Below are 24,226 nucleotides of genomic sequence, written 5' to 3'. Positions count from 1 at the left end.
AAACCGGAGAGCACCGCGGAGCACCTGCCAACCAGCGTTATCGTTGACGACCATCGCGAGCGAGCTCTCTCCTACAGAGTTTGTGTTTTCGCCGGCGACCAATGCCCCCTGTAGGAGCGAGCTTGCTCGCGATAAACCGGAGAGCACCGCGGGGCACCTGCCAACCAGCGTTATCGTTGACGACCATCGCGAGCGAGCTCGCTCCTGCATCAAGGGTTGACCTGGTAACCCTTGCCCTGCAAACAGCTGGTGTAAGCCGTCGCGGTGTTCGTCTGGGTGGTTTTCGATTGCTCCCGGCGTTCCTGGCGCTGACGTGAACCACCGACCACGACGCCGGCCGCTGCCGTTTCCTTGGCGCGGTTCTGGCGATAGTCCTGTTTCCTGTCATCGTCGACTCGATCATAAGCCTCATCATGCTGATTCCCGCGCACCTGGGCAGCCGTCGCACCGGCGGCGGCCCCCACAGCGGCACCCTTGACCCGCCCGCCCGAAGGCGTGGAAGTCGTCGAGGCGCTTTGGCTGGCGGCGATGCTGTTGCATTCGTTGATGTCGGCCTGGGTTTGTTGCGAACTTTGCCCTTTCATCGGCACCACCGTTTGTGCCCATCCTGGGGCACTCAAAACCGACAATGCGAGGCACAGAGTGATGGGTGACAATTTTTTCATGATGACCTCCGGATGAACGTGGTTCACCCCCAACAGGAGTTTAGATCAGCCCCTGTCAGCCACCCGGTTACTGACCGGCGGTGGGCCCAATCTCCATGACCAGTCGGTCGTCGACCCAACGCACCGGCACGGCCTGCAGTTGCGCGCCTTTACACGGACCGTCGATGCAGTGCCCGTCGTCGAAACGAAACATCGCGCTGTGATGGGCGCACATCAAGACCTTGCTGCGATAAGTGCAGAACTGCTGCGGATTGAAGTCCAGCGGTACCGAGAAATGCGGGCAGCGGTTGACGTACACCCACACCTGTTCGCCCTGACGCACCGCCACCAGCCCGGCGGGATGCAATTGCTGGTGTTGCGGCAGCCCCAGCGCCCCGCCGTCGGCGATGTCGTCGAGTCGGCATAAAGGAATGGTGATCATGGAAAACCGCGCAGTTCCGGGTTACCCAGGCTCCAGTGCCAGGGGCGGATCTGAAGGCTGGCGAACAATCCGGCCCGGACATAGGGATCGTCCTGCATGAACGCTTCCACCTCCGGCAGGCTACCCGCCTCGATCACCAGCAACGTGCCATTCATCGCCGCGCCGGCATCGTCAAGCATCGGACCGCCGAGCCGCACCACCACTCGATGGTCTCCAGTAGCACGCAAATGCGCCTGATGGCTGGGCCGCAAACGCTGGCGCAGTGTCTGGCAATCCGCATGGTCAGTGGCAAATACCGCAAAGAACTGGCCCATGATTCACGCTGACTCCATGACAAATTCATAACACGCACGCTTGAACGGCACGTCCATACCCAGCCTGGCGGACACATCGTCGTGGGTGTTCAGGTCTTCATAGATCACCTGCAACGACTGTTTCACCCCAAACACGGCATCGGATTGCAGATACGGATCATCGTGGTTGAACAGGTGCGTGACCAGTTTGCGATAGCCCGGCACATCAATCATGAAATGCAGGTGAGCTGGCCGCCACGCATGGCGGTTGGCGGCATCCAGCATGCGCCCTACCGGGCCATCGGTCGGTATCGGATAGGCCACCGGGACAATGGTGCGAATCGCAAAGCAGCCATCCGCGTCGGTGCGATAACGCCCGCGCAAGTTGCCGAAAGGCTGTTCGGTGTCCTGTCCGGAATACATGCCGTTTTCGGCGGTCTGCCACACGTCCAGTACCGCACCGGCCAGGGCATTGCCGTGAATGTCGACCACGCGCCCGCGCACCAGCGCCGTTTCGCCGGGAGTGAAGGCCATGTTTTCGCCGAACTCGCGATCCGGCATGCCATCCATGTAGAACGGCCCGAACACGGTGGTTTCGGTGGCGGTTGCGCTGTGGCGATGGTTGATCGCGTCGACCAGCATCGAAACGCCAAGGGTGTCCGACAGCAGGATGAATTCCTGACGCACCAGGCCATCGCATTTGTGCCCGGTGTCGGTCAGAAAGCGAATGCCTTCGAACCACTCCTGTTCGGTCAATTCGACCTCGCTGACAAACGCATGCAGGTGGCTCACGAGGCTTTGCATGATCTGTTTGTAACGCGCATTCGGCGCATCGTTGAAGCTGTTCACTGCCTGTTGGGAGATCAGTGACTCTATGGCTTTGTCTTGATCGGTCATTGTTGTTATTCCGACGAGGATAAAAGTGTCTGGCAGATCAGGCTGGGGCCTGACCTGTCAGGGCACGGTTCAACAACGCCTCAATCGGGCCTTGTTCGAACGGCCGCGGGTTGTAGTAAGGGCTGGCACAAGCGATTTGCGCGGCTTCGGCCGGGCCGTTCGCCGGGAAGCCGATGTCCGCCAGGGCCAGTGGAATACCCAGTTTCTGGTTCAGCGCGTACAACAAGGCACCGACCTCGCTCGCTTCGCGCCCACCCAGTGCACGTGCGGCCCGTTGCAGTGGGCCTGCCGCCGCTTCGCGGTTGTAATGCGCGGCGTGGGGCAAGACGATGGCGTGTGCTTGTGCGTGAGGCAGATTGAACGTCCCGCCCAGCGTGTGACAGAGCTTGTGGTGCAAAGCCATGCCGACCGAGCCCAGGCAAATGCCCGCCAGCCACGCGCCATACAACGCCTGGCTGCGCGCCTCGGGGTCATCGGGATTGTTGACGACACCCGGCAATGCCTGCGCCAGCGAGCGAATCGACTCTTCGGCCATGAAACCGATGATCGGGTTGGCATCCTGGGCGTACAGCGCTTCAACGGCATGGGCCATGGCGTTCATGCCCGAACACGCGGATATCTGCGTGGGCAGGGTCAGGGTCAATTGCGGGTCGTAGATCACGGTCTTGGGTAAAACCCGAATATCACGTCCGGTTTTTTTCAGGCGGTTTTCGGTCAAGCCATAGATCGGCGTCATCTCTGAACCGGCGTAGGTGGTCGGCACTGCCACGATGGGCAGGCCGGAATCCATCGCAATCGCCTTGCCCAGGCCGATGGTCGAGCCACCGCCAATGGCCACGCAGCAATCGGCGTCCAGCCGCGCCGCCTCAATGCGCGCCGCTTGCGCCACTTCCAGCGGAACGTGCATCACGGCTTTTGGATAAACACCCGCCGCACGATCACCGAGCAACGCGGCGACCTGTTCGCCGAGCCCGCACTGTTCCGGCGTAGTCAGGATCAGCGCGCGCCGCGCACCCAGTCGTTCAATTTCCTCGGCCAGTGCCGAAAGCTTGCCCCAGCCGAACACCACACGGGTCGGCAGGCTTTGATAAACAAAAGGATTCATGACTGGCCTCAGCGTTTGTAATACGCAGGGATGTTGGCGTCGACGTTGACCCAGACCGAACGGGCTTCGGTGTAATCGTGGATCGCTTCGAAACCCATTTCCCGGCCATAGCCGGACTGACCGACACCGCCAAACGGACTGCCCGGGTTGACCCGTTTGTAGCAGTTGATCCAGCACATACCGGCGTGAATTGCGTCGGCTATTTTGTGCGCGCGGCTCAGGTTCTGTGTCCACAGGCCACTGCCTAGTCCGTATTCAGAGTCGTTGGCGATGGCCAACGCTTCTTCGTCGCTGCTGAAGCGCACCACGGTGACGAACGGGCCGAAGACTTCTTCCTGGAAAACGCGGTCACCGGGCTTGGCCTCGACCACTGTCGGCTCGACATAAAATCCATTGGCCAATGCTTTATCGTCCGGAGCCTTGCCGCCGGCGAGGACCTTGCCGCCCTGCTCTATCGCGATGTCGATGTACGCCAATACCCGGTCGCGGTGCAGCGCCGAGGTCAGCGGACCCATTTCGGTTTCCGGGTCCAAGGGATCGCCCAGGCGGATGGACTTGGCCAGGGCGATGAAACGCTCCAGGAACTGGTCAGCGATGTCTTTGTGCAGAATCAGCCGCGAGCCGGCGATGCAGGCCTGGCCCTGGTTGTGAAAGATCGCCCAGGCCGCGCCGTTGACCGCCGCGTCCAGGTTGGCGTCCTCGAACACGATGTTCGCGCCCTTGCCGCCCAGTTCCAATTGGATGCGCTTGAGGTTGCTCCGGGAGGCTTCGACGATCCGACGCCCGGTGGCGGTCGAACCGGTAAAGGCAATCTTGCCCACGTCGAGGTGTTCTGCCAGCGCTTGTCCGGCAGTATGACCGTAGCCCGGCACCACGTTGACCACGCCTTTGGGGAAGCCGACTTCCGTCATCAGCTCAACAATGCGCAAGGTCGACAACGGGGTGATTTCCGAAGGCTTTATGACGATGGTGTTGCCCGCCGCCAGCGCCGGCCCCATTTTCCAGCTGGTGAACATCAGCGGGAAGTTCCACGGCACGATCTGCCCCACCACGCCAATCGGCTTACGCTGCACGTAGTTGAGGAACCCGGCTTCGACCGGAATCACCGAACCTTCGATCTTGTCGGCCATGCCGCCGAAATAACGGAAGCACGCCGCCGTGCGCGGCACGTCGAGGCCACGGGAGTCACGGATCGGGTGCCCGGTATTGAGGGATTCGAGCTGCGCCAGTTCTTCACCGCACTCTTCGATCTTGTCCGCCAGTTTGAGCAACAGGCGTCCGCGTTCGGCGGCGCCCAAGGCAGACCAGGCAGGGAACGCACGTTTGGCTGCGGCGACCGCGAGGTCGATGTCAGCGGCTTCGGCGGCAGCGATGCGGGTGATTAAAGAACCGTCGTGGGGCGATACCACGTCGATGGTGCCACCGGCGACTGCATCCACGAAACGGCCATCGATATAGAGCTGATTTTGCATAATGGTTTCCTCGCACCGCGCGGCTGGCGCAGTGTTTGACGAATTGATTCTTGAGCGCTTTGCCCGGCGCGAAGCCGGGCCGGACACCAGGTCCTAGAACTCGATCGGATACGGCTTGAGTTCACCGCTTTCGTAGCGTTGCGGCAGGTTTGGCGTGGCGTTTTCCCAAACCATCAGCATCGAGCGTTTGGTCGAGTAGCCCTGGTGACGGATGTCCGCGGGCATGGCGCAGATGTCGCCGGCTCGCATGGTGATGCGCGCCCGGGGATTGCCATCGTCCTTGTCGCCGACGTCCCAGATGATTTCGTCGGACATCTGCAAGAACCATTCGATGCGGTCGTTGCCGTGGAACACCGGCAGGATGAATTCCTCGGTGGTCGGGCAGAACAGGCTGGCCTTGCACACCGAGGTCACCGACGGGTTCCAGGTCACGTCGGAACGCGACAGGTACTTGAACAGGTTGAAGGCGTGCAGTTCGCCTTCGAAGCCTTCGGCGGCATGGACCTCCGGTTCGTCCTGCGGCACATCGATGAACTGGCGATTGACCGGCAGGTCGTCACGCAGCGGCGAGTCATCCTTCAGGCCCGGCATGCGTTTGGTGGCGATGCGCGAGCGCTCGATGGCTTCGATGTTGTTGCCGTTCTTGCGCCCGAATGCGCTACCGGTTTCTTCCGGAGCGGCAAAGGGGTCGAAGGTCGCGTTGGTCCAGTCCCGCAGGATGGCCTTGAAGGTGGCCATGATCAGCGGCGTTTCGAAGTTTTCGGTGTAATTGACCCCGGCCGCCTTGAGCGTGCCGTTGAAGGTGCCGGCGTACAGGTCAACCTTGCCGTAGTAGTTGCGGGTGCCAATGACGTGGTCAAAGTTGACCCAGCCATAGAAAAAGCCCCAGGCCACGTCGCGCATCATGGCGCGCAGGAAGGCGTCGACCGGGATCAGGTGCGAACGGGTCTGGCCTTTGGCCGGCCAGGTGATGCGGGCGAAGTACTCGTCGCGCGACAGCTCGAAGGCGCCGAGTTTGAATGAGCAGTAGCCGGTAATGGCGTGGGGAGCGCTGGCCTGGACTTCATCGTCGGCAAAGTTTGCGGTGTCGGCAGCGGTTTCAAGCATGGCCATGACGGGATTCCTTTGGTTTTTGTGGATTGGGCGGTCGGGCGCGGCAGATCACTTGAAGCAGATGTCGGCCCATTTCTCGACCGACAACGGGCCTTTGATGGTCTGCTGCAGGATCACACCCGGGCGGCTGGCTTCGAAGCGATAAGCGGTGCCGACTGGCAACAGGCACTGATGGCCGCGCTTGAGCAACACATAACCCATCGGTTTGCCCGCCGGCATTTCACCGGCCAGGCGCGTGCCCTCGCCGGCTGTCAACGGCGTATCGAGCTTGAGGAAGTCCACGCGAACCTCACCGTCCATGACGATGGCGAACTCATCGTGCGTTGCGGTGTACCAGGGCGACTGGCCTTCGGCGCGCAGGGTTTCGACGACGTAGCCGAGATTGAAACCGACCACGACTTTTTCATAAGGGAGGGATTTATCCGCCACTTCGAAAATGTTGGAAAAGGCGTAGTGGCTGGCTTGGCCGCTGATGATTTCAACCGACCCTTTGGTGTAGTTGTCCAGCGAGCCGAAGACCGTTTCGATTGCAGCGCTACTCATGGTTTTCACCGTTTTGTTGTTGTAGTAACAGTGAGCCAACAGTACGTCGCACCCGCTCGACGGACAATTAGAGGACCGGCGACAACAGTGTTTGCGAAACGCAAACACTGGCGTCAGAGCAACCCTTGTAGGAGCGAGCTTGCTCGCGATGGACGTTAACGAAAACACGTTCTGTCTGGATGCACGCGGCGCACTGGAAAGCTTCGCGAGCAAGCTCGCTCCTACAGGGTTCGTGTATTGACTCAGCGGACCCAGCCACGCTCCAGCAAGGGCTTGTCCCAGCATGGCTCATCGCCGAAGTTGTCCACCAGAAAGTCGATCAACGTACGGACCTTCAAGGCCCGGCGCTGGGTGGCGGGATACACCGCCGAGAAGTTGAAAGAGGACAACGCATATTCCGGCAGCACCGGAATCAAGCGGCCACTGAGCAAGTCATCGCTGGCCACCAGGGTCGGCAGGCAGACAATGCACACCCCTGTTTGCGCGTAATCGCGCAGCAAATGCACCGAATTCGAGCGCACTTGGCCCGGCAGGCTGAGTTCCACTTGCTCGTCGTCGCGGGTGAAGATCCAGCGGTTGCGCGACGGATAGCCTTCGTACAAGGCGATCTTGTGTTGCAGCAACTCCTGGGGATGGGTTGGTACGCCGAATTCGCCGGCGTAATCGGGCGACATGCAGAACAGTCGGCGCACGCTGAACAGCTTGCGCTCGATCAGGGTTTCGGCCATGGGCGGGAACATCTGGAACGCCACATCGAAACCTTCTTCGATGGGGTCGACGACCCGGTCATTGACGATCACGTCCACTTCGATGTCCGGGTACAACCGCGTGAACTCGGCCAGCATGCGGCCGAAGTGACCGATGGCAAACCCCGGCAGCATCTGCACACGCAATTTGCCGGTGGGTTTGGCCCGCTGTTCGCGCATGTGCTCGGTCAGCGAGTTGAAACCCGCGACCATGTCGGCGCACTCCTTGTAGTAGGTCTCGCCCACTTCGGAAAGCCGTACATGGCGCGTGCTGCGGTGGAACAGCGGCGCGTTGATGAACTGTTCCAGTTGCTGAATGCGGTGGGTGATCACCGAGCGGGTCACGCCCAGTTGCTGGGCCGCCTTGGCGAAGTTGCCGGTTTCAGCAACCCTCACAAAGGCTTCGACACTGAGTAAACGATCCATGGGGGCAGGTTCTCTGGCGGCTTTTGTTCTTGTCGCAACAGCGAGGTTAGCCTGTCGCTCCATATCCAGTGAGAAAACCTGCCTGTAGGAGCGAGCTTGCTCGCGAAAATCCAGAGAGCACCGCGGTGAGTCAGGTTATCCGCATCATCGTTAACGTCCATCGCGAGCGAGCTCGCTCCTACACGGACAACCGGCGCTGCATGGGGAAAACCTGCCAGCCCAGGCGTTCGCTGATCAGTCCCCACACCCCTTGCGGAGCCTTGAGCATCATCACCACCGCAACCACGCCGAGGATAATCATGTACACCGCACCGTACTGCGCCAGGCAACCGCGCAGCACAAAGTAAATCAGCGTACCGATCAAAGGTCCCTCCAGGGTGCCGATGCCACCGATGATCACAATAAAGATCACCACCGCCGTCCAGTCCTGCAGGTTGAACGCAGCGTCCGGGGAAATGCGCAGTTTTTGCAGGAAGATCAGCGCCCCGACCACACCCGTGCAACCAGCGGCCAGTACATAGACCATCAGCTTGGTACGGAACGTATCCACCCCGAGACTGCCGGACGCTGGTTCAGAATCACGAATCGATGCCAGTGCCAGGCCCTGACGTGAACGCAACAGAAAGAACACGACTGCCACGGCGGCAATGGCGATGGCCAGCGCAGTGAAATAGATCAGCGTTTCACGTCCGTCCCGGTCATTGCCGATCTGCCGCACAATCGCCGCCGGCAGGCTTTGCCCTGAACCGCCACCCAGACTGCTCATCTGCGCCAGGCCCAAACGGAAGACCTCCGCCACCACCCATGTACCGATGGCGAAGTAGGCGCCACGCAGACGAAACACGATCAGCGCCGTGGGAATCGCCAACAGCGCCACCAACACGCCTGAAAGCAACACCGCCACCAAAGGCGGCACACCGAATTGGCTCGCCAGCATAAACAGCAGATAGCCGCCCAAACCGACGAAGGCCTGCTGCCCTACCGAGACCATGCCGGCGTAGCCCGCCAGCAAGTTCCACATTTGCGCCAATGCCAGGTAATAGGCGAACTCCACCACCAGGCGCAGGCTCGCCCGGTCGGCCCACAAGGGTGCACTGAGCAAGATCAATACGCACAGGCCCAGCAACGACAGGCCGATGGTGCTGCTGGTGGTCGTGCGTTGTACGCGAAACCTGAGCGCGGGGTTGTTCAAGGCATTCATCAGTCGACACTCCGGGGAAACAGGCCACGCGGGCGCACGACCAGGATCAGCAGAAACACAAGATGACCGGCGAGGATTTGCCAGCCGGGATCGATTTTTGCCCCCAGGGTTTGCGCAACGCCGAGAATCACCCCTCCGGCCAACGTGCCCCACAGGCTGCCCAGGCCACCGATGATCACCGCTTCGAAGCCGTACAACAGCCGCGCCGGCCCGACCGTAGGATCAAAACTGGTGCGGATCGCCAGGAACACGCCGGCAATCGACACCACGGCCATCGCCAGCGCCATGGCCAGGCCGAAAATGTGCGCGTTGTTGACGCCCATCAGCCGTGCGGTGTGCTGGTCATCAGAGGTGGCGCGAAACGCCCGGCCCAACGATGTTTTGTAAAACAGCAATTGCAGGCCACCAATGATCAGCAGTGCACTGCAGAACACAATGAGCGGCATCACGCCGACGCTCAGGCTGCCAATGCCGACGCTGGCCACCTCCAGATCTCCTTGAGCGAGTTTTTGGCTGTCGGCACTGAAGAATTCCAGCAGCACGTTCTGCACAATGATCGACAGGCCGAACGTCACCAGCAACGGCGGCAGGATGTCCGTGCCCAGCGTGCGGTTGAGCAACAGCCGTTGCAGCAGATAGCCGAAACAGAACATCAGCGGCACCACGATCAGCAGACTCGCCAACGGGCTGAACCCCAGATGATTGACCACCATCAGTGCCAGATACGACGCCAGGACGATGAAATCGCCATGGGCGATATTGACCAGGCGCATGATGCCGAACATCAACGACAACCCCACCGCGAACATCGCGTACAGGCCGCCGAGCAACATGCCTTGCAGCAAAGTATTGAGCCATTCCATATCTAGATCCCGAAATACGCGGCTTTGATTTGCGCTTTGTCCGCATCCCCAGGCCGACCGGTGAGGGACACGCGCCCTTCCTGGAAGCAATAGAAGCGGTCACACACACTCAGTGCCTGATTGATGTCTTGCTCGACGAGAATCACCGTGGTGCCGTCAGCCTTGATCGAGGGCAGCGCAGCGTAGATGTCCTTGATCGTCGTCGGTGCCAGGCCCAGGCTGATTTCGTCGCACAACAGCAAATGCGGGTTGGCCATCAGGCCCCGGCCAATCGCAACCATTTGCTGCTGGCCGCCGGACAGCGCAGTGCCGGGACGCTTGCGTAGTTTTTCCAGCACCGGGAACAGCTGATAGATCCGCGCCAGGGTCCATGGACCGGGGCGTTTGCTGTAGGCACCGATCAACAGGTTTTCTTCGACCGTCAGCGAGGGAAACAGCTTGCGGCCTTCCGGCACCAGCGCGATGCCCCGCTCCAACACCTGATTGGCCGCCAGGTCACCGATGGCCTGGCCCTTGAAGTGGATGGCGCCCGGCTGATTTTTGATCAGCCCGGCGAGTGAGCGCAGGAACGTCGACTTGCCCGCGCCGTTGGAGCCGATGATCGCCACGGTTTCGCCCTGTTCCAGGGTCAGGCTGATGTCGAACAGCGCTTGAAAATCACCGTAGCCGGCGCAGAGTTTTTCGATGGTCAGCATGCGTCAGCTCCCGATGCCCATGTAGATGTCCTGGACCCGTGGATCGGCCATGACGCTTCGCGGTTCGCCTTCGGCCAATTTGGCACCGAAGTTGATCACCGTCAGGCGACTGACCACCGCCAGCAAGGCATGCACGATGTGCTCGATCCAGATGATGGCGACGCCGGACTTGTGGATGCCTTGAATGGTTTCCACCAGTGCCAGGCATTCCGGTTCGGTCAGGCCTCCGGCAATTTCGTCGAGCAACAACAGGCGCGGTCGGGTCGACAAGGCTCGGGCCATTTCCAGGCGTTTGCGGTCGAGCAAGGTCAGTGAGCCGGCCAGCACGTTGGCCTTGCGCATCAGGCCGGTGAGCTCCAGTGTTTGCGCACACCACTGGCTGGCTTCGTTGTCACGTAGCCGCGCACCGAAGGTCGCGCCCACCAGCAGGTTCTCGAACACGGTCATTTTCACGAACGGATGCGGAATCTGATGAGAGCGGCCAATGCCTTGCTGGCAGCGCTTGAACACGGGTTCGCGGGTGACGTTGCGGCCTTCGAAATGGATCTGTCCTTTGTCGGCCGCTACGCCACCGGCGATCAAGTTGAACAACGTGCTTTTACCCGCGCCGTTGGGCCCGATAATGCCCAGGGCTTCACCCGGTTGCAGGCTCAGGCTCATGGCATCCGTGACCTTCACCTCGCCGTAGCTTTTGTGCACATCGGTCATTTGTAGAAGTGGCTGTTGCATGGTGCACCGGTGTCCTTTTGCGCGATCAATACGTAATGGCCTGCATTTCGCCGCCCAGCGGAATCGCTGGCGCGGTGGCATTGCTGGTCACGATCAGGTCGTATTTATTGTCCTTGCCCAGTCGCCACTGGCCGCTGACCAGCGGTGTCTTGGCGACGTTCTTCACCGGCCCGCCACTCCAGTTGATCGGGCCAACCACGGTGTTGAGGTTGGTTTTGAGCAAGGCATCGCGGACCGCTTGGGCGTTGCCGATTTCTTCGGTGCGCTTGAGGATGTCCACGGCCAGTTCGAACAGGGCATGCACGAACCCCAACGGTTGCGTCCACTGCTTGCCGGTCGCCTGGGTAAAGCCTTGGGCCAATTGGCCGGCGCTGGCGCCGGTCAATGACGAGCTGAACGGATGCGTCGGGCTCCACCAGATTTCGGTCGACAGGTTGTTGCCGGCCTTGCCCAATGCCTCGACTGCCGTCGGAAACAGCAATGCCTTGCCCACCGACACGGCTTTCGGATTGAAGCCTTGCTGCCGGGCCTGGGTCCAGAACGTGCTCAGGTCCGGCGGGATGACCACGCCAGTAACGATCTCGACGTCGGCCTTTTTGAACGCGGCAATCTGCGCGGAGAAATCGTCGGTCAGACTCTGGAAGCGGCCAGGGTCGACCAGTTGAAAGCCCTTTTGCGCCAGTACCGGCGGGAAACCGAGCTTCTGGTCGCCCCACGCATTGCCGTCGCCATCGTTGGGGAACAGACCGCCGACAACTTTGTTGGACGGCATCGCCCCCCACATGGCGCTGTAAGTACCGATCACATCTTCCAGGCCCCAGAAAAAGTGGTACGTCCACTCAAAGCCCTGGTCCGGTTTGCCGCCACGGGTAAAGAACCACGGCTGCCACGGCGCCACGGTGGAGATACATGGAATCTCGTTGATTTCGCATTGGTCGGACACCGGGTTGGTGGTTTCCGGGGTCGACGACACCAGCATCAGGTCGACCTGGTCCGAGAGAATCAGCTCGCTCGCCACTTCCGCCGCGCGGTTGGGGTTGGACTGGCTGTCCTTGACGATGACCTCCAGTCGATAGGCCTTGCCCGCGACATTGATCGAATTCTTCAGCACTTGCTTGAGCGACTCGATGATGTAGTTGTCGGCCGCCGCAAACGGCGCCAACGGCCCGGTCTGCGGGCTGACATAGCCAAGCTTGATCACCCGCTCGCTGCCGATGGCAAAGTTGAACGGCAGGCTGGACAGCGCCACGCCACCGGCAGCGACGCCGGTGCCGCGCAGGAAATCACGGCGTGAGAAGTCGCGGCCAAACAGGTTCTTATCGTTGTTGTCTGTCATGTAAGTACTCCAAAAGCCTGGACGAACAGGGTCGCCGCGTGTGGCCGGGCCATCACGCAGGGTCTGGGGTAAAGCAGGGAAATCCGTTTAGAAAAAGAAACTGACGTCGAATGACGCGACCACTTGTGAATCCTTTTCGCCGTCGGCATAGGCATCACGGCCGGGGCCTGAATGGATGTCGTAGCGCAGTTCCGGGCGCAGGCGCACGTTGGGTGTCGGTGTCCAGGCCAGGTTGGTGGTGACACCGTAGAAACTGCCCCAGGTTGGATCGGGAATGCCGGTGTGCGGGTCGATGTTGGCCATCATCACGTGGACCGGGGCGTCGGTGTAGAACCACTCGGCGCGACTGTTCCACATCAGGTTTTCGCTAAGCTTGTGGTACCAGTTAACGTCCGTGCCGTACCAGGTGGCGTCTTTTTTGTTGGCAAACCCGGCGAAAGCGCCCTGCTCCTGCTTGCCGTAGTTCAACTCCAGCGCCACGCGGTTGTTTGGATCGATGACTTGCGAAAGGGTCAGATAAGACGCCAGGCGCTTGTAGTCGTCATCCTTGGTGCCCGCCGGCAGCGGCGAGCCGCAACTGCATTCGGCGAAGCTGTCGCCAGCGCCGTTGCCGTAGATGTTTTCCCAGTCGATCCAGGTGCCGAAGTCCGCCGAGCGCCAGCGTACGTTAGCGATCACGTCTGGCGAGTGATTGGGATCCTGCAGGTTGTTCCAGCCCTGGACCACGCCCAGTTCGAAGCCGAGCATGCTTTCGCCCGGTTTCGAAGGCAGTTTGAACGAGTACAGCGCACCGGCATGTTTGGCCGGGCCGTGCATGAATGAATAGGTATGCGAGTAGAAGTCCGTCGGTGCCGGGGATGGCAAGGCGAAGCCGATTTCGTTTTCCAGCGGCGTGTGGAAAATCCCGATCATCAGATCCGAACCGCCGAGCACCGGGAAGTAAAAATCAGCGTACGCCTGGGCAATGGTCAACGCCGGATCTTCGGCCTTGTTGTTGCGATTGACGCTCAGGTCTTCATCCCAGCCGTAGGTCTTGAAGAAGCGCGCGTCCTTGCCGTACAGCGCCGTGACGTTGAAACCCCAGTCGGCTTCTTGCGGCATCGGCCCGGGAAACGGTCCGACACGACCGACCACATTGCTCTTGGGTTTTTTCTCCACGGCCAGGGCGAACTGGTTGAGGTTGAAGCCTTCATCGGTAGTGAAGAAGCTTTGTTTGCTGACGTCATCCGTGCCGTTGTTGTTGTAGCTCACACCCACCTGGCCCCAGCCATAGATCTTGATGCCGTGTTCACGCTCAAGACTGTCGCCGAACACATTGCGCACCAGCGAACCCATAGGATCGTCCGCGGCGCAAGCCATTGAGGGGAACATGACGTCCGCACCCAGAACGGGCGCGAACAGGGTTGCTGCGCAAACCCATGCACGAATACTCATACCTGCCTTCCTTATTTTTATTAGGCGCCAATCCCCCGAAGGGGCATGAGGCCGAAAACAAGGTATGACGTCTTGATGAGCCCTGGCCCGGGCTCCACTCGATCGTAGGCAGATCGTGGTGTTCGGCGTAATGGAGGCTACAAGTCCACCACTGCACCAACAATTCCATTCTCGGCGACATCAGTGTTTGCGTATTCAGAACAATGGCGCGGGGATTCGAACGCACTGAAAATCAAACTGTGGGAGCGGGCTTGCTCGCGAAGGCGGTGTGTCAGTCGCCATCTGGGTCAACTGACAGATCTCATTCGCGAGCAAGCCCGCTCCCACAGGGGGGAATTGTGTCAGTCAGGCATTCTTGGATGCCCCCCTCTCCTATCAGTTCTGCTAGTACCCACCCGAATCAGTCAAGTCGATACTTGAGCCCTGACAGTTTCTGAACACCAGGAGCGCGACCTATGCCATCCCCACAGCAAACCCTGCTCTGCCAGTACCGCTACGACCCGCTTGATCGCCTGATCGGCCACGCCCAATCAGCGACCCCAGAGCTTCAGCGGTTCTACTGCAAAAGCCGCCTGGCCACCGAGGTACAAGGTGCGGTCGGGCACTCCATTGTTCAGCACGGTGACTTGCTGCTGGCCCAGCACCAGCGCCACAACGGTGGGCTTGTTACGACCCTGCTGGCGACAGACCTGCAACGTTCGGTGTTGCATACGCTCAAGGCAAACCAGAAACAACCCATCGCGTATTCCCCCTACGGCCATCGCCCCACCGAAAGCGGGCTGACCAGTTTGCTGGGGTTCAACGGTGAACAACCGGACCCGGTGACCGGGCATTACTTGTTGGGGAATGGGTATCGGGCGTTTAATCCGGTGTTGATGCGGTTTAATAGTCCGGATAGCTTGAGTCCGTTTGGAAAAGGCGGGCTGAATTCGTATGCGTATTGCTTGGGAGATCCTGTAAATCAAGGCGACCCAGATGGAAAATCGCCATCGGCTTTCTTCAGAGCACTATTTACACGAACCATAAAGATAGATGGCACAACTTTTAAGATGCGGCCGGAAATAACAATAGTGCAGGCGATGCGTGCAAGAAGGGAAATGAAAATAATATTAAAGGAACTCGACACAACTGAAGAACTATTGCAGAAAACCTTTAAAGCGGACAAAAGTAACTCCTACGCACCACCTCTAAAATCACAACAAATCTCCTTGCAAGACATTGCGGCAGACGCTATCAATTCAGATAGCAGAATAGACTCCAGCCAACTACCAAACCCACTAAATAGATTCATAAAAAGCAAAGCAAAATTTAAAATATCAGAAACTAATACCATTAAACATTTCTATGAAGAAACCAGTAGTCATTTTAGCGACAAGCTGAGTATCTCCAATCTTGACTGGATTGCTTCACAGGGGAGTCACGTTAATCCTAACCGAGACCGTGGCAGATTCATGCAACTAGCGGAAAATTATCAGCAACGCATATCACCCATGCGACAAACAAGGTCCACACTGGAAAACAAATTGGCATCGATTAGAGATGAAAACTTCCGTTAATGGAGCAGGTACGTCGCTCATTCAAGAGGCCATCGATTGTGCTCGCACAGGGGATCAATCGATGGGGCATTGTTTCAATCAGGAGCTGGCAGTTGCTTATCTACATCAGCGGATAAAGCTGCTCATCAAACTCCGCCAACTTCGGAAACACCAATGGCTGGTCATCACTCAGGTGTTGCAGCCGCTGGCCGTAATCAACCAAAAACTGCTGGCGCGCTTCGTCGCTGATGTACGGCACATGCCAGGCCACGAACGGTTCCAGCACATCAAACCCGACGTACGCCAGCGTGCCGCGCAGGATCGGCCGCAGCATGTCTTCCAGCGGACCGTGGATCGCACCTTCGCCGAACATATGTTCACGCCCGCCCAGGGTCACCGTCACCAGCGCCTTCTTGCCGGCCAGACCGCCCTGATCATAGAAGCGCTTGCCGCCATAGCAGATGCCGGACACCAGCACCCGATCGATCCAGCCCTTGAGCATGGCCGGGGTGGAGAACCAGAAGATCGGGAAGTTGAGGATCAACAGGTCGGCCCACAACAGCTTGTCCAGTTCGGCCTGGATATCCGGCGCCAGCGACTGGCTTTTCACGCCCAGGCGTTGTTCCAGGGCATAGACCAGGTACTCGGGGTTTTCCCGATTTGAGAAGTCGGCGTCGCTGGCCACCGGGTTCCAGTTCATTTTGTACAGGTCGCTGACCTGCACTTCATGGCCCTGGGCTTCGAGGGTGGCGACAGCCTGGTCGCGCAGGGCGGCGGTGAAGGATTGCGGCTCCGGGTGAGCGTGGACGATCAGTACTTTCATGGTGGTTCCTTAGACTTTTTCCAGCGTATCGGTAGTAGGTTTGGAAGCGCGTGCGGCCAGCAACCGGTCGAGCCAGTCGGGGTCCATTTGCGGTTCGGAAGAAAACAGCAGCCCGGTGTAGTCCTGATGTGGCGGGGTGAAAATCTGGCTGCGCGAGCCGTGGTCCACCACCCTGCCCCGTTGCATCACCAATACCTCATCGGCAATCGCCCGAACAGTAGCAACATCGTGGGTGATGAAAAGGTATGCGACACCCAGTTGTTGCTGGATGCGGTTGAGCAATTTCAATACGCCTTCGGCCACCAGTTGGTCCAGTGCCGAGGTCACTTCATCGCAGATGATCAGTTGCGGATCGGCCGCCAGCGCCCGGGCGATGCAGATGCGTTGTTTCTGCCCGCCGGACAATTCCCGGGGTTGGCGCTCCATGAAGGTGGCCGGGTCGAGTTCGATCATCTCCAGCAGTTCGGCGACCCGGGCGCGCATGGCCTTGCCCTTGAGGCCCAGATAAAAAGTCAGCGGCCGGCCGATGATATCGACGATGCGCTGACGTGGATTCAGCGCGGTGTCGGGGATCTGGTAAATCATCTGGATGCGCCGCAGTTGTTCCTTGCTGCGCTGGCGAAAGTCCGCCGGCAAGGCTTCGCCGTCGTACAACACCTGGCCGTAAGTCGGCGGCAACAAACCGGTGATCAGCCGCGCCGTGGAGCTTTTGCCGCTGCCGGATTCGCCGATCACCGCGAGGGTCTGGCCCCGATAGAGCTTCATGGAAACGTCGTGCAGCACCGGTTGCTGGCCGTAACTGGCACAGCTGTTGCGCAGTTCCAGCAGCGGCTGTTCCTGTTGCGGTAAGGCCTTGGGTTCGGTGCGGAAACTGCGCACTGCCCATAAAGACTTGGTGTAGTCCTCCTGCGGGTCGCCGAGCATCTGGCGGGTCTCGGCCTCCTCCACCAGCTTGCCGTGGCGCAGCACCATGATGCGGTCGGCCATTTGCGCCACCACCGCCAAGTCGTGGCTGATGTAGATCGCCGCGCTGCCGTAGGTCGCGACAGCATCGCGAATGGCGGCGAGCACTTCGATCTGGGTGGTGACGTCGAGCGCGGTGGTCGGTTCGTCGAAGATGATCAGGTCCGGGTGACAAGCCATGGCCATGGCGGTCATGACTCGCTGCAACTGGCCGCCGGAGACTTGATGCGGATAGCGCTGGCCAATGGTTTCGGGATTGGGCAAGCGCAGTACCCGATACAGTTCCACCGCGTCGCGCATGGCCTGGTCGCGACTCATGCCGCCGTTTTTCACGGCAGTTTCGACGTGTTGATCGATCAGCCGATGGGCCGGGTTGAACGAGGCTGCTGCGCTCTGCGCCACGTAGGCAATACGCAGGCCGCGCAGTTTGCGCAGGGCTTCAGGCTTGGCATTGAGCAAGTCGATGCCATCGAAGTGCACCGAGCCGCCGGTGATCCGGCAGCCGTCGCGGGTGTAGCCCATGGCTGACAGGCCGAGGGTCGACTTGCCCGCGCCAGACTCGCCAATCAGCCCCAGTACTTCGCCGCGTTGCAGGGTCAGGTCGATGCCCTTGATCAGCGGGTGCCAGGCATCCTCGTAGTGGCCTTCGATGTGCAGGTTGCGGATTTCCAGCAAAGGTTTTGTGGTCGTCATGTTCAGCATTCCTTGAGGCCGCTGGATTTGTGCAGCATCCAGTCGACGACGAAGTTGACGCTGACCGTGATCAACGCCACGGCCAGGGCGGGCAGCAACGGGCTGATGTCGCCGAAGGTGATCAGTACGGCGTTGTCACGCACCATGCTGCCCCAGTCGGCGGTGGGCGGTTGAATGCCCAGGCCGAGGAACGACAGCGCACTGATGAACAGGAACACAAAGCAGAAGCGCAGGCCGAACTCGGCAATCAGCGGCGCGGCAGCGTTGGGCAACACTTCGCGGGTGACCAGCCACCACAAGCCTTCACCGCGCAGGCGCGCAGCTTCGACGAAGTCCTGCACCACCACGTTCATCGCCACGGCCCGCGACAGCCGAAACACCCGGGTCGCATCCAGCAACGCAATCACCAACACCAGTGAAGTCGCCGTGGTGCCGACCACGCTGAGAATCAGCAAGGCGAAGATCAGTTGCGGAATGGCCATCAGGATATCCACCACCCGCGACAGGCCCTGATCGACCCAACCGCCCTTGATCGCCGCGATCAGACCGCTCAAGCCACCGAGCAGAAACGCCAGCACGGTGGTCAGGAAGGCAATGCCCAGGGTGTTGCGCGCGCCATAGACCAGGCGACTGAACATGTCACGCCCCAGGTTATCGGTGCCCAACAGGAACTGCCCGCTCCACGGCGCGAAGCCCTCACCCACCACCTGGGTTTCGCCGAACGGTGCCAATACCGGCGCGAACACCGCCACCAGCACGTACAGCAAGATCATCGACAACCCGAATTTGGCGCTCAACGGCGCCCGCCACACTTGTTTTAACAGGCTCATGGTCTACCCCTTCGGATGCATCAGGCGTGGGTTGCTGGCAATCGACAGCACATCGGCGCTGGTGTTGAGCAGGATGTAGGTCGCGGCAAAGATCAGGCTGCAGGCCTGGACTACCGGGATGTCACGCTTGGCCACCGAGTCCACCAGCAACTGGCCAAGGCCCGGATAGACGAACACCACTTCGACCACCACCACACCGACCACCAGGTACGCCAGGTTCAGGGCGACCACGTTGACGATGGGTGCCAGGGCATTGGGCAAGGCGTGGCGGAAGATAATCCGCGACTGGCTGATGCCCTTGAGCCGGGCCATTTCGATGTAGGGGCTGGCCAACAGGTTGATCAGGGAGGCGCGGGTCATGCGCATCATCTGTGCGATCACCACCAGGCTCAGGGTCGCCACCGGCAGCACCGAGCGCTGCAGGATCGTACCCAGCGAAGCGTCCGGCGCCAGGTTGGAAATGCTCGGGAACCAGTTGAGCTTCACCGCAAATACCAGGATCAGAATGTAGGCGACGAAGAACTCGGGGAACGACACCGCGCTCAGGGCCGAGGTGTTGAGCAAACGGTCGAACCAACTGTTGCGGTACAACGCGGCGAGCATCCCCAGCAACAAGGCCAACGGCACAGAAACCAATGCCGCCAACAGCGCCAGGCTGAAGGTGTTGCCCAAACGCGCGCCGACCAGTTCAGCGATCGGCCGCTGGTTGGCCAGCGATACACCGAGGTCGCCTTGCAGCAAGTGCCAGATCCAGTGGCCGAAGCGGGTCAATGGCGGCATATCCAGCCCCAGTTGCGCACGGTAGGCCGCCACGGTTTCCGGGGTGGCCGACTGGCCGAGCATCGCCTGGGCGATATCGCCCGGGAGCATGCCGACGGCCAGGAAGATGATCACTGAAACGGCGAACAGGGACAGCAGGCCTAATGCGAGGCGCTGTCCCAACAGCTTGAAAATACTTCTCATCGTGCAGTTCCTTGAATTGGGCACGCCTTTGAAGACACTAAATGTCTACTGTGGGAGCGGGCTTGCTCGCGAAAGCGGCGTGTCAGTCGCCAACTGAGTCAGCTGACAGACTCTATTCGCGAGCAAGCCCGCTCCCACAGTTGATCTTCACCGTTCGATAGATCCCGGTTTCACGCCTGCCACCACCGCTCGATCACCCGAAGGCCATCCAGTTCGCCATAGGGTGCGGTTTGCCCGCCATGAACGACCTTGTTGGAACGCGCCGCCACGGAGCTGGCGAACAGCGGCACAATCGCCCCGCCCTCGTCCCGGCACAGCGCCTGCATTTCGTTGTACATCTCGCGGCGCAGCGGGTCGTTCATTTCGCCGCGAGCGGCGTTGAGCAGTTGATTGAAACGCGGGTTGTCCCAGTGGGTTTCGTTCCACGCCGCGCCTTTGGCGTAGCCGATGCTGAACATGCGGTCGGCGGTCAGGCTGCTGTACCAGAACGAAGTGGTGAAGGGTTGTTTCATCCACACGTTGGAGAAGAAACCATCGGCCGGCTCGCGCACCACGTCGATGTCGATCCCGGCGGCACGCGCCTGTTCCTTGAACAACACCGAGGCGTCCACGGCGCCGGTGTAGGCCGCGTCGGAGGCTTGCAGGCGCACCTTGAGCGAATCCAGACCGGCCTTTTTCAGGTAGAAGCGCGACTTGTCCGGATCGTAGGTGCGTTGTTCCAGCGCGGTGTTAATGAAGCGGCTGCCGGGCTGGATCGGGTGGTCGTTACCCACCAGGCCATAACCGTGCAACACCGAGGCCAGCAGGGTTTCGCGGTTGATCGCGTGTTTCATCGCCAGGCGCACGTCGTTGTTCTGGAACGCCTGACTGTCGGTGAGCATCGGGAAGGTGTAGTGCTGGGCGCCTTTGGTTTCTTCGATGACCAGGTTCGGGTTGCGCTTGAGCAGCGCGACGGTTTTCAGGTCGACCTTGTTGATCACATCCACTTGCCCGGTAACCAGCGCATTGACCCGTGCAGCGCCGTCGGCGATGGCAATCAGTTCGGCACTGGCGAAGTGCGCCCGTCCCGGTTTCCAGTAATCCGGGCTGCGTTCCAGGGTCATGCGCACGCCCGGTTCGAAGTCCTTGAGACGATAGCCACCGGTGCCGGCGCCGGCCTGCCAGTCCGCCACGCCATCTTTGCCGGGCATGATTGCCAAGTGGTAATCGGCGACCACGTAAGAGAAGTCAGCATTGCCCGAGTGCAGCTCGAACACCACGCTGTCGTTGCCGTTGGCACTGACTTTGGCCACGTCACCGAGTACGGTCTTGGCCGCCGAGGTGGATTTCTCGCCGAGGTGATGCTGGATCGATGCCACCACGTCATCGGCGGTCAGGGTCTTGCCGTTGTGGAAGGTCACGCCCTGACGGATTTTGAAGGTCCAGACGCGCGCGTCCGGGGTCGAGGTCCAGCTCTCGGCCAGTTCCGGGATCGCGGTGCCGTCGACGGCAATTTCGGTGAGGGTGTTATAGACCGCCGAGAAACCGACGAAGGTGAAGGTGTCGCTCCACGAGCCCGGATCTTTCGAGTCGGTGGTGCTGCCACCGGCCAGACCCAGGCGCAACACGCCGCCGGGTTTGGGCTTGGCTTCTTCAGCGAAAGCGCCAAACGGCAGGCCCATGGAGAACGCCCCGGCCATCGCCGCAGCCGCCGCGCTGTACTTCAAGAAGTCTCGACGTGGAAAACTGAATTCATGGTTCGCTTGAGTAATCTTGTTTTTGTTATCGCTCATTGCATTGCCCCTGATAAAAGCTAATGGAATACCGGTTCAAAACCACGCAAGACACCGGGCCAGGGCCCGGTGCATACAACGTTTGAATCGCCAGCCGTCACACCTGGATCGCCTTCACTTCGACGAACTCGTTCAGCCCCTCCTCACCCCATTCGCGACCGTTACCCGACTGTTTGTAGCCACCGAACGGCGCCTGATAATTGAACGCCGCGCCATTGAGGAAGCACTGACCGGCGCGCATCTGCCGGCCCAGGTGCAAGGCACGCTCGGCACTGCCGGCCCAGACGCCGCTGGACAGGCCGAATGGCGAGTCATTGGCCATCTGCACCGCTTGCGCCTCATCGGCATAAGGGATCAGGCACAGCACCGGACCGAAGATTTCTTCCTGGGCGATGCGCATGCGGTTGTCGACATCGGCGAACAGCGTCGGGCTGACATAGAAGCCGCGCTCGAACGCCGACGGCGTGTCACCGCCGCACAGCAGCCGTGCGCCTTCCTGTTGGCCGACCTTGATGTAATCGAGCACGGTGCGCCGTTGCCCGGCCGAACACATCGGGCCGAGGAAGCTTTGCGGGTCGAGGGGATCGCCCATGCGCAGGCTCAGGGTCTCTTGCAGGGCGATTTCCACGGCTTCGGCGTAACGGCTGGCCGGCAGCAACATGCGGGTCAACGCGGTGCAGGTCTGGCCGGAGTTGATCATCACGTCCTGCACGCCGTAGCGCACGGCCGCGTCCAGGTCCGCATCCTCGGCGATCAGCAACGGCGACTTGCCGCCCAGTTCCAGGCATACGCGCTTGACTGAAGGTGCCGCCGCTTGTGCGACCCGCACTCCGGCGCCGGTGGAGCCGGTGAACGACACCATGTCCACGTCCGGATGCTTGGCCAGCGCTTCGCCGACTTTCGAGCCCGGCCCGCTGACCAGGTTGAACACCCCGGCAGGCAAACCGATGTCCTCGATCATTTGCGCCAACAGGAAGGCATGCAGCGGCGTTTCCTGGCTTGGCTTGACCACCACGGTGCAACCGGCGGCCAGGGCCGGGGCAAGTTTGCCGATCAGTTGGTGCAGCGGGTAGTTCCACGGATTGATGAACGCGCAGACGCCCACTGCCTCGCGGATCACCAGCGAATTGCCGACTTCGCGCACTTCGTCCATCAGCCCGGCCAGTTCGACGTACTGCTCAAGGCCGATGATCGGCCCGTCGACCTGCACCGAGCGACACCATTGCACCGGCATGCCCAATTCAGTGGTGATGACCGAGGCCATCTCATCTGCGCGGGCACGCAATTGCCCGGCCAGTGCGCTGATGTAACCGGCCCGCACGCTGGACGGCGTGCGCGACCATGAAGCGAATGCCCGGCGTGCAGCTGCCACAGCGTTTTCTACATCGAGTTCATCACCCAGCGGAACACTGCCGCACACTTCCTCGGTGGCCGGGTTGATCACCTCGGCGATCCCTTGCCCCGACGGTTTTTGCCAGCGCCCATCAATAAACAATGCGTTGTGATTAAGCATTAACCTGAGCCTCCATCAGTTCTTGGGCACAACGGGCAATGCGCTGGCAGGCATCGCGCAGCGGTTCAGCGCCGACCACCAGACCGAGTCGGATATGCCCCGCCGCACTCGGGCCAAAGGCCTCGCCCGCCAATACCGACACGCCGTGGCGATCCAGCAGACGGTCGGCAAACGCCTGGGCACTGAGCCCGGTCTGGCGGATATCGAGCATTACGAACATGCCGCCGTCAGGTTTCAACGCCCGCACACCGGGGCAGCCGGCCAGGCTGTCGCACACCAGATCACGACGCTGGCGATAGGCTTCACGCATGGCTTCCAGTTCCGGCAGGTTGCTTTCCAGCGCGATGACCGCAGCGTCCTGAATAAAATCCGGCGAACCGTAGAGCATGCACAGCGCGAGGTTTTCCAGGTGCGCGGCCAGCGATGGCGGCGCCACCACCCAGCCCACGCGCCATCCGGTCATGGCGTGGGATTTCGACAGGCTGTTGAGGGTCGCCGTGCGCTCCGCCATGCCCGGCAGACTCGCCGGGCTGACGTGTTCGCCGTCGAACAGCAATTCGCTGTAGACCTCATCGGAAATCAGCCACAGGTCGTGGGCGATACACAACTCGGCCAAAGCAGCCCACGTGCTGCGCGGCAGACTCGCGCCGGACGGGTTGTGCGGACTGTTCAGCGCCAAGGCCCGGGTGCGCGGGGTGATGCGCGCGGCGACATCTTCAGGCAACACGCGAAAGCCGTTTTCCGAACGCACCGGCACCGGCACCACGACGGCGCCGCAGGCACCGAACACCGCTTCGTAGGTGACGTACATCGGTTCGGCGACGATCACTTCGTCACCCGGATTCAGCACGCATTGGGCCACGCTGAACAGCGCACATTGCGCCCCGGCCAGCACGGTGACCTGATCGGCCGAAACGCTTTGGCCGCTGCGTTGTTGATGACGCTTGGCGATGGCTTCACGCAGCGCACGCTTGCCGCGCACCTCGGCATAGTGAGTGTTGCCGCTCAGCAGGCTGTCGATGGCGCCCTGCACGATAGGCTGCGGCGTATCGAAATCCGGGTCACCCACGGACAACAGCAGAATGTCTGCGCCTTGCTCGCGCAAGGCTAGCGCACGGTAATGAATATCCCAGGCGGCGGCGCCGTCGCCGGCGATTCGTTGAGTCAGATCGGAAAAGCGCATGGCTTCATCCCC

23 protein-coding genes are annotated in these 24,226 nt (G+C 60.6%); 1 reads left to right on the top strand and 22 read right to left on the bottom strand.

Annotated features, from left to right (window positions below; translation table 11 throughout):
• Window positions 1–209 precede the first annotated feature (209 nt).
• From AC07XF_RS22960 to AC07XF_RS22890, 15 genes are all read right to left on the bottom strand, one after another.
• The gene (locus AC07XF_RS22960) at window positions 210–665 is read right to left on the bottom strand and encodes a hypothetical protein (protein ID WP_495028299.1); all 456 of its coding nucleotides are present in this window, start codon (window positions 663–665) and stop codon (window positions 210–212) included.
• 67 nt (window positions 666–732) lie between these two features.
• On the bottom strand, window positions 733–1,086 hold the full coding sequence (locus tag AC07XF_RS22955) for a Rieske (2Fe-2S) protein (protein ID WP_495028298.1): 354 nt from the start codon (window positions 1,084–1,086) through the stop codon (window positions 733–735).
• On the bottom strand, window positions 1,083–1,400 hold the full coding sequence (locus tag AC07XF_RS22950; RefSeq protein WP_495028297.1) for a YciI family protein: 318 nt from the start codon (window positions 1,398–1,400) through the stop codon (window positions 1,083–1,085). Before AC07XF_RS22950 ends, AC07XF_RS22955 begins: the two co-directional genes overlap by 4 nt.
• A gap of 3 nt (window positions 1,401–1,403) precedes the next feature.
• A complete protein-coding gene (locus tag AC07XF_RS22945) occupies window positions 1,404–2,276 on the bottom strand; it encodes a dioxygenase family protein (protein WP_495028296.1) in 873 nt (290 codons plus the stop codon).
• 37 nt (window positions 2,277–2,313) lie between these two features.
• Complete coding sequence (locus AC07XF_RS22940; RefSeq protein WP_495028295.1) at window positions 2,314–3,381, bottom strand: maleylacetate reductase; 1,068 nt, start codon at window positions 3,379–3,381, stop codon at window positions 2,314–2,316.
• A gap of 8 nt (window positions 3,382–3,389) precedes the next feature.
• Window positions 3,390–4,853: an aldehyde dehydrogenase family protein gene (locus AC07XF_RS22935; RefSeq protein ID WP_495028294.1), complete on the bottom strand. Its 1,464-nt coding sequence runs from the start codon at window positions 4,851–4,853 to the stop codon at window positions 3,390–3,392.
• Window positions 4,854–4,946: 93 nt separating this feature from the next.
• Window positions 4,947–5,966, bottom strand: coding sequence for a hydroxyquinol 1,2-dioxygenase (locus AC07XF_RS22930; RefSeq protein WP_310063985.1), 1,020 nt, complete (start codon window positions 5,964–5,966; stop codon window positions 4,947–4,949).
• A 48-nt stretch (window positions 5,967–6,014) separates the two neighbouring features.
• Window positions 6,015–6,509, bottom strand: a complete 495-nt coding sequence (locus AC07XF_RS22925; RefSeq protein ID WP_495028293.1) for a cupin domain-containing protein — start codon at window positions 6,507–6,509, stop codon at window positions 6,015–6,017.
• A 242-nt stretch (window positions 6,510–6,751) separates the two neighbouring features.
• Window positions 6,752–7,681, bottom strand: coding sequence for a LysR family transcriptional regulator (locus AC07XF_RS22920; RefSeq protein WP_495028292.1), 930 nt, complete (start codon window positions 7,679–7,681; stop codon window positions 6,752–6,754).
• A gap of 178 nt (window positions 7,682–7,859) precedes the next feature.
• A complete protein-coding gene (locus tag AC07XF_RS22915; RefSeq protein ID WP_495028291.1) occupies window positions 7,860–8,882 on the bottom strand; it encodes a branched-chain amino acid ABC transporter permease in 1,023 nt (340 codons plus the stop codon).
• On the bottom strand, window positions 8,882–9,745 hold the full coding sequence (locus AC07XF_RS22910; protein ID WP_495028290.1) for a branched-chain amino acid ABC transporter permease: 864 nt from the start codon (window positions 9,743–9,745) through the stop codon (window positions 8,882–8,884). Before AC07XF_RS22910 ends, AC07XF_RS22915 begins: the two co-directional genes overlap by 1 nt.
• 2 nt (window positions 9,746–9,747) lie before the next feature.
• Window positions 9,748–10,440, bottom strand: a complete 693-nt coding sequence (locus AC07XF_RS22905) for an ABC transporter ATP-binding protein (protein WP_495028289.1) — start codon at window positions 10,438–10,440, stop codon at window positions 9,748–9,750.
• Window positions 10,441–10,443: 3 nt separating this feature from the next.
• Window positions 10,444–11,169 carry an ABC transporter ATP-binding protein gene (locus tag AC07XF_RS22900; protein WP_495028288.1) on the bottom strand — a complete coding sequence of 242 codons (726 nt, stop codon included), beginning with the start codon at window positions 11,167–11,169 and terminating at the stop codon, window positions 10,444–10,446.
• 25 nt (window positions 11,170–11,194) lie between these two features.
• The gene (locus AC07XF_RS22895) at window positions 11,195–12,505 is read right to left on the bottom strand and encodes an ABC transporter substrate-binding protein (RefSeq protein ID WP_495028287.1); all 1,311 of its coding nucleotides are present in this window, start codon (window positions 12,503–12,505) and stop codon (window positions 11,195–11,197) included.
• Window positions 12,506–12,592: 87 nt separating this feature from the next.
• Entirely contained in the window at window positions 12,593–13,939 is a 1,347-nt protein-coding gene (locus AC07XF_RS22890; RefSeq protein ID WP_495028286.1) for an outer membrane beta-barrel protein, read from the bottom strand.
• A gap of 455 nt (window positions 13,940–14,394) precedes the next feature.
• Between AC07XF_RS22890 and AC07XF_RS22885 the strand changes: the two genes are divergently transcribed.
• The gene (locus AC07XF_RS22885) at window positions 14,395–15,495 is read left to right on the top strand and encodes an RHS repeat-associated core domain-containing protein (protein WP_495028285.1); all 1,101 of its coding nucleotides are present in this window, start codon (window positions 14,395–14,397) and stop codon (window positions 15,493–15,495) included.
• Window positions 15,496–15,595: 100 nt separating this feature from the next.
• Here AC07XF_RS22885 and AC07XF_RS22880 read toward each other — a convergent pair whose 3' ends face one another.
• The 7 genes from AC07XF_RS22880 to AC07XF_RS22850 all read right to left on the bottom strand — a co-directional run bounded on the left by AC07XF_RS22880 (window position 15,596) and on the right by AC07XF_RS22850 (window position 24,214).
• The gene (locus AC07XF_RS22880) at window positions 15,596–16,297 is read right to left on the bottom strand and encodes an NAD(P)H-dependent oxidoreductase (protein ID WP_495028284.1); all 702 of its coding nucleotides are present in this window, start codon (window positions 16,295–16,297) and stop codon (window positions 15,596–15,598) included.
• A gap of 9 nt (window positions 16,298–16,306) precedes the next feature.
• On the bottom strand, window positions 16,307–17,953 hold the full coding sequence (locus AC07XF_RS22875; RefSeq protein WP_495028283.1) for an ABC transporter ATP-binding protein: 1,647 nt from the start codon (window positions 17,951–17,953) through the stop codon (window positions 16,307–16,309).
• Window positions 17,954–17,955: 2 nt separating this feature from the next.
• Complete coding sequence (locus AC07XF_RS22870) at window positions 17,956–18,783, bottom strand: ABC transporter permease (RefSeq protein ID WP_495028282.1); 828 nt, start codon at window positions 18,781–18,783, stop codon at window positions 17,956–17,958.
• 3 nt (window positions 18,784–18,786) lie between these two features.
• Complete coding sequence (locus AC07XF_RS22865) at window positions 18,787–19,746, bottom strand: ABC transporter permease (protein WP_116261327.1); 960 nt, start codon at window positions 19,744–19,746, stop codon at window positions 18,787–18,789.
• 170 nt (window positions 19,747–19,916) lie between these two features.
• Window positions 19,917–21,518 (bottom strand): ABC transporter substrate-binding protein, encoded by a 1,602-nt coding sequence (locus AC07XF_RS22860; RefSeq protein ID WP_495028281.1) that lies wholly within the window; start codon window positions 21,516–21,518, stop codon window positions 19,917–19,919.
• Window positions 21,519–21,615: 97 nt separating this feature from the next.
• Window positions 21,616–23,031, bottom strand: a complete 1,416-nt coding sequence (locus tag AC07XF_RS22855) for an aldehyde dehydrogenase family protein (protein ID WP_495028280.1) — start codon at window positions 23,029–23,031, stop codon at window positions 21,616–21,618.
• On the bottom strand, window positions 23,024–24,214 hold the full coding sequence (locus AC07XF_RS22850) for a pyridoxal phosphate-dependent aminotransferase (protein WP_495028279.1): 1,191 nt from the start codon (window positions 24,212–24,214) through the stop codon (window positions 23,024–23,026). Before AC07XF_RS22850 ends, AC07XF_RS22855 begins: the two co-directional genes overlap by 8 nt.
• Window positions 24,215–24,226 lie beyond the last annotated feature (12 nt).

This window comes from Pseudomonas sp. GW821-FHT01C01, assembly GCF_059422645.1.
This window is presented reverse-complemented; position numbering and strand designations above follow the sequence as displayed.

Bases quoted from the DNA above. Each gene is read 5' to 3' on its own strand.
- AC07XF_RS22960 (WP_495028299.1), bottom strand. From the start codon at position 665: ATGAAAAAATTGTCACCCATCACTCTGTGCCTCGCATTGTCGGTTTTG.
- AC07XF_RS22955 (WP_495028298.1), bottom strand. From the start codon at position 1,086: ATGATCACCATTCCTTTATGCCGACTCGACGACATCGCCGACGGCGGG.
- AC07XF_RS22950 (WP_495028297.1), bottom strand. From the start codon at position 1,400: ATGGGCCAGTTCTTTGCGGTATTTGCCACTGACCATGCGGATTGCCAG.
- AC07XF_RS22945 (WP_495028296.1), bottom strand. From the start codon at position 2,276: ATGACCGATCAAGACAAAGCCATAGAGTCACTGATCTCCCAACAGGCA.
- AC07XF_RS22940 (WP_495028295.1), bottom strand. From the start codon at position 3,381: ATGAATCCTTTTGTTTATCAAAGCCTGCCGACCCGTGTGGTGTTCGGC.
- AC07XF_RS22935 (WP_495028294.1), bottom strand. From the start codon at position 4,853: ATGCAAAATCAGCTCTATATCGATGGCCGTTTCGTGGATGCAGTCGCC.
- AC07XF_RS22930 (WP_310063985.1), bottom strand. From the start codon at position 5,966: ATGGCCATGCTTGAAACCGCTGCCGACACCGCAAACTTTGCCGACGAT.
- AC07XF_RS22925 (WP_495028293.1), bottom strand. From the start codon at position 6,509: ATGAGTAGCGCTGCAATCGAAACGGTCTTCGGCTCGCTGGACAACTAC.
- AC07XF_RS22920 (WP_495028292.1), bottom strand. From the start codon at position 7,681: ATGGATCGTTTACTCAGTGTCGAAGCCTTTGTGAGGGTTGCTGAAACC.
- AC07XF_RS22915 (WP_495028291.1), bottom strand. From the start codon at position 8,882: ATGAATGCCTTGAACAACCCCGCGCTCAGGTTTCGCGTACAACGCACG.
- AC07XF_RS22910 (WP_495028290.1), bottom strand. From the start codon at position 9,745: ATGGAATGGCTCAATACTTTGCTGCAAGGCATGTTGCTCGGCGGCCTG.
- AC07XF_RS22905 (WP_495028289.1), bottom strand. From the start codon at position 10,440: ATGCTGACCATCGAAAAACTCTGCGCCGGCTACGGTGATTTTCAAGCG.
- AC07XF_RS22900 (WP_495028288.1), bottom strand. From the start codon at position 11,169: ATGCAACAGCCACTTCTACAAATGACCGATGTGCACAAAAGCTACGGC.
- AC07XF_RS22895 (WP_495028287.1), bottom strand. From the start codon at position 12,505: ATGACAGACAACAACGATAAGAACCTGTTTGGCCGCGACTTCTCACGC.
- AC07XF_RS22890 (WP_495028286.1), bottom strand. From the start codon at position 13,939: ATGAGTATTCGTGCATGGGTTTGCGCAGCAACCCTGTTCGCGCCCGTT.
- AC07XF_RS22885 (WP_495028285.1), top strand. From the start codon at position 14,395: ATGCCATCCCCACAGCAAACCCTGCTCTGCCAGTACCGCTACGACCCG.
- AC07XF_RS22880 (WP_495028284.1), bottom strand. From the start codon at position 16,297: ATGAAAGTACTGATCGTCCACGCTCACCCGGAGCCGCAATCCTTCACC.
- AC07XF_RS22875 (WP_495028283.1), bottom strand. From the start codon at position 17,953: ATGACGACCACAAAACCTTTGCTGGAAATCCGCAACCTGCACATCGAA.
- AC07XF_RS22870 (WP_495028282.1), bottom strand. From the start codon at position 18,783: ATGAGCCTGTTAAAACAAGTGTGGCGGGCGCCGTTGAGCGCCAAATTC.
- AC07XF_RS22865 (WP_116261327.1), bottom strand. From the start codon at position 19,746: ATGAGAAGTATTTTCAAGCTGTTGGGACAGCGCCTCGCATTAGGCCTG.
- AC07XF_RS22860 (WP_495028281.1), bottom strand. From the start codon at position 21,518: ATGAGCGATAACAAAAACAAGATTACTCAAGCGAACCATGAATTCAGT.
- AC07XF_RS22855 (WP_495028280.1), bottom strand. From the start codon at position 23,031: ATGCTTAATCACAACGCATTGTTTATTGATGGGCGCTGGCAAAAACCG.
- AC07XF_RS22850 (WP_495028279.1), bottom strand. From the start codon at position 24,214: ATGCGCTTTTCCGATCTGACTCAACGAATCGCCGGCGACGGCGCCGCC.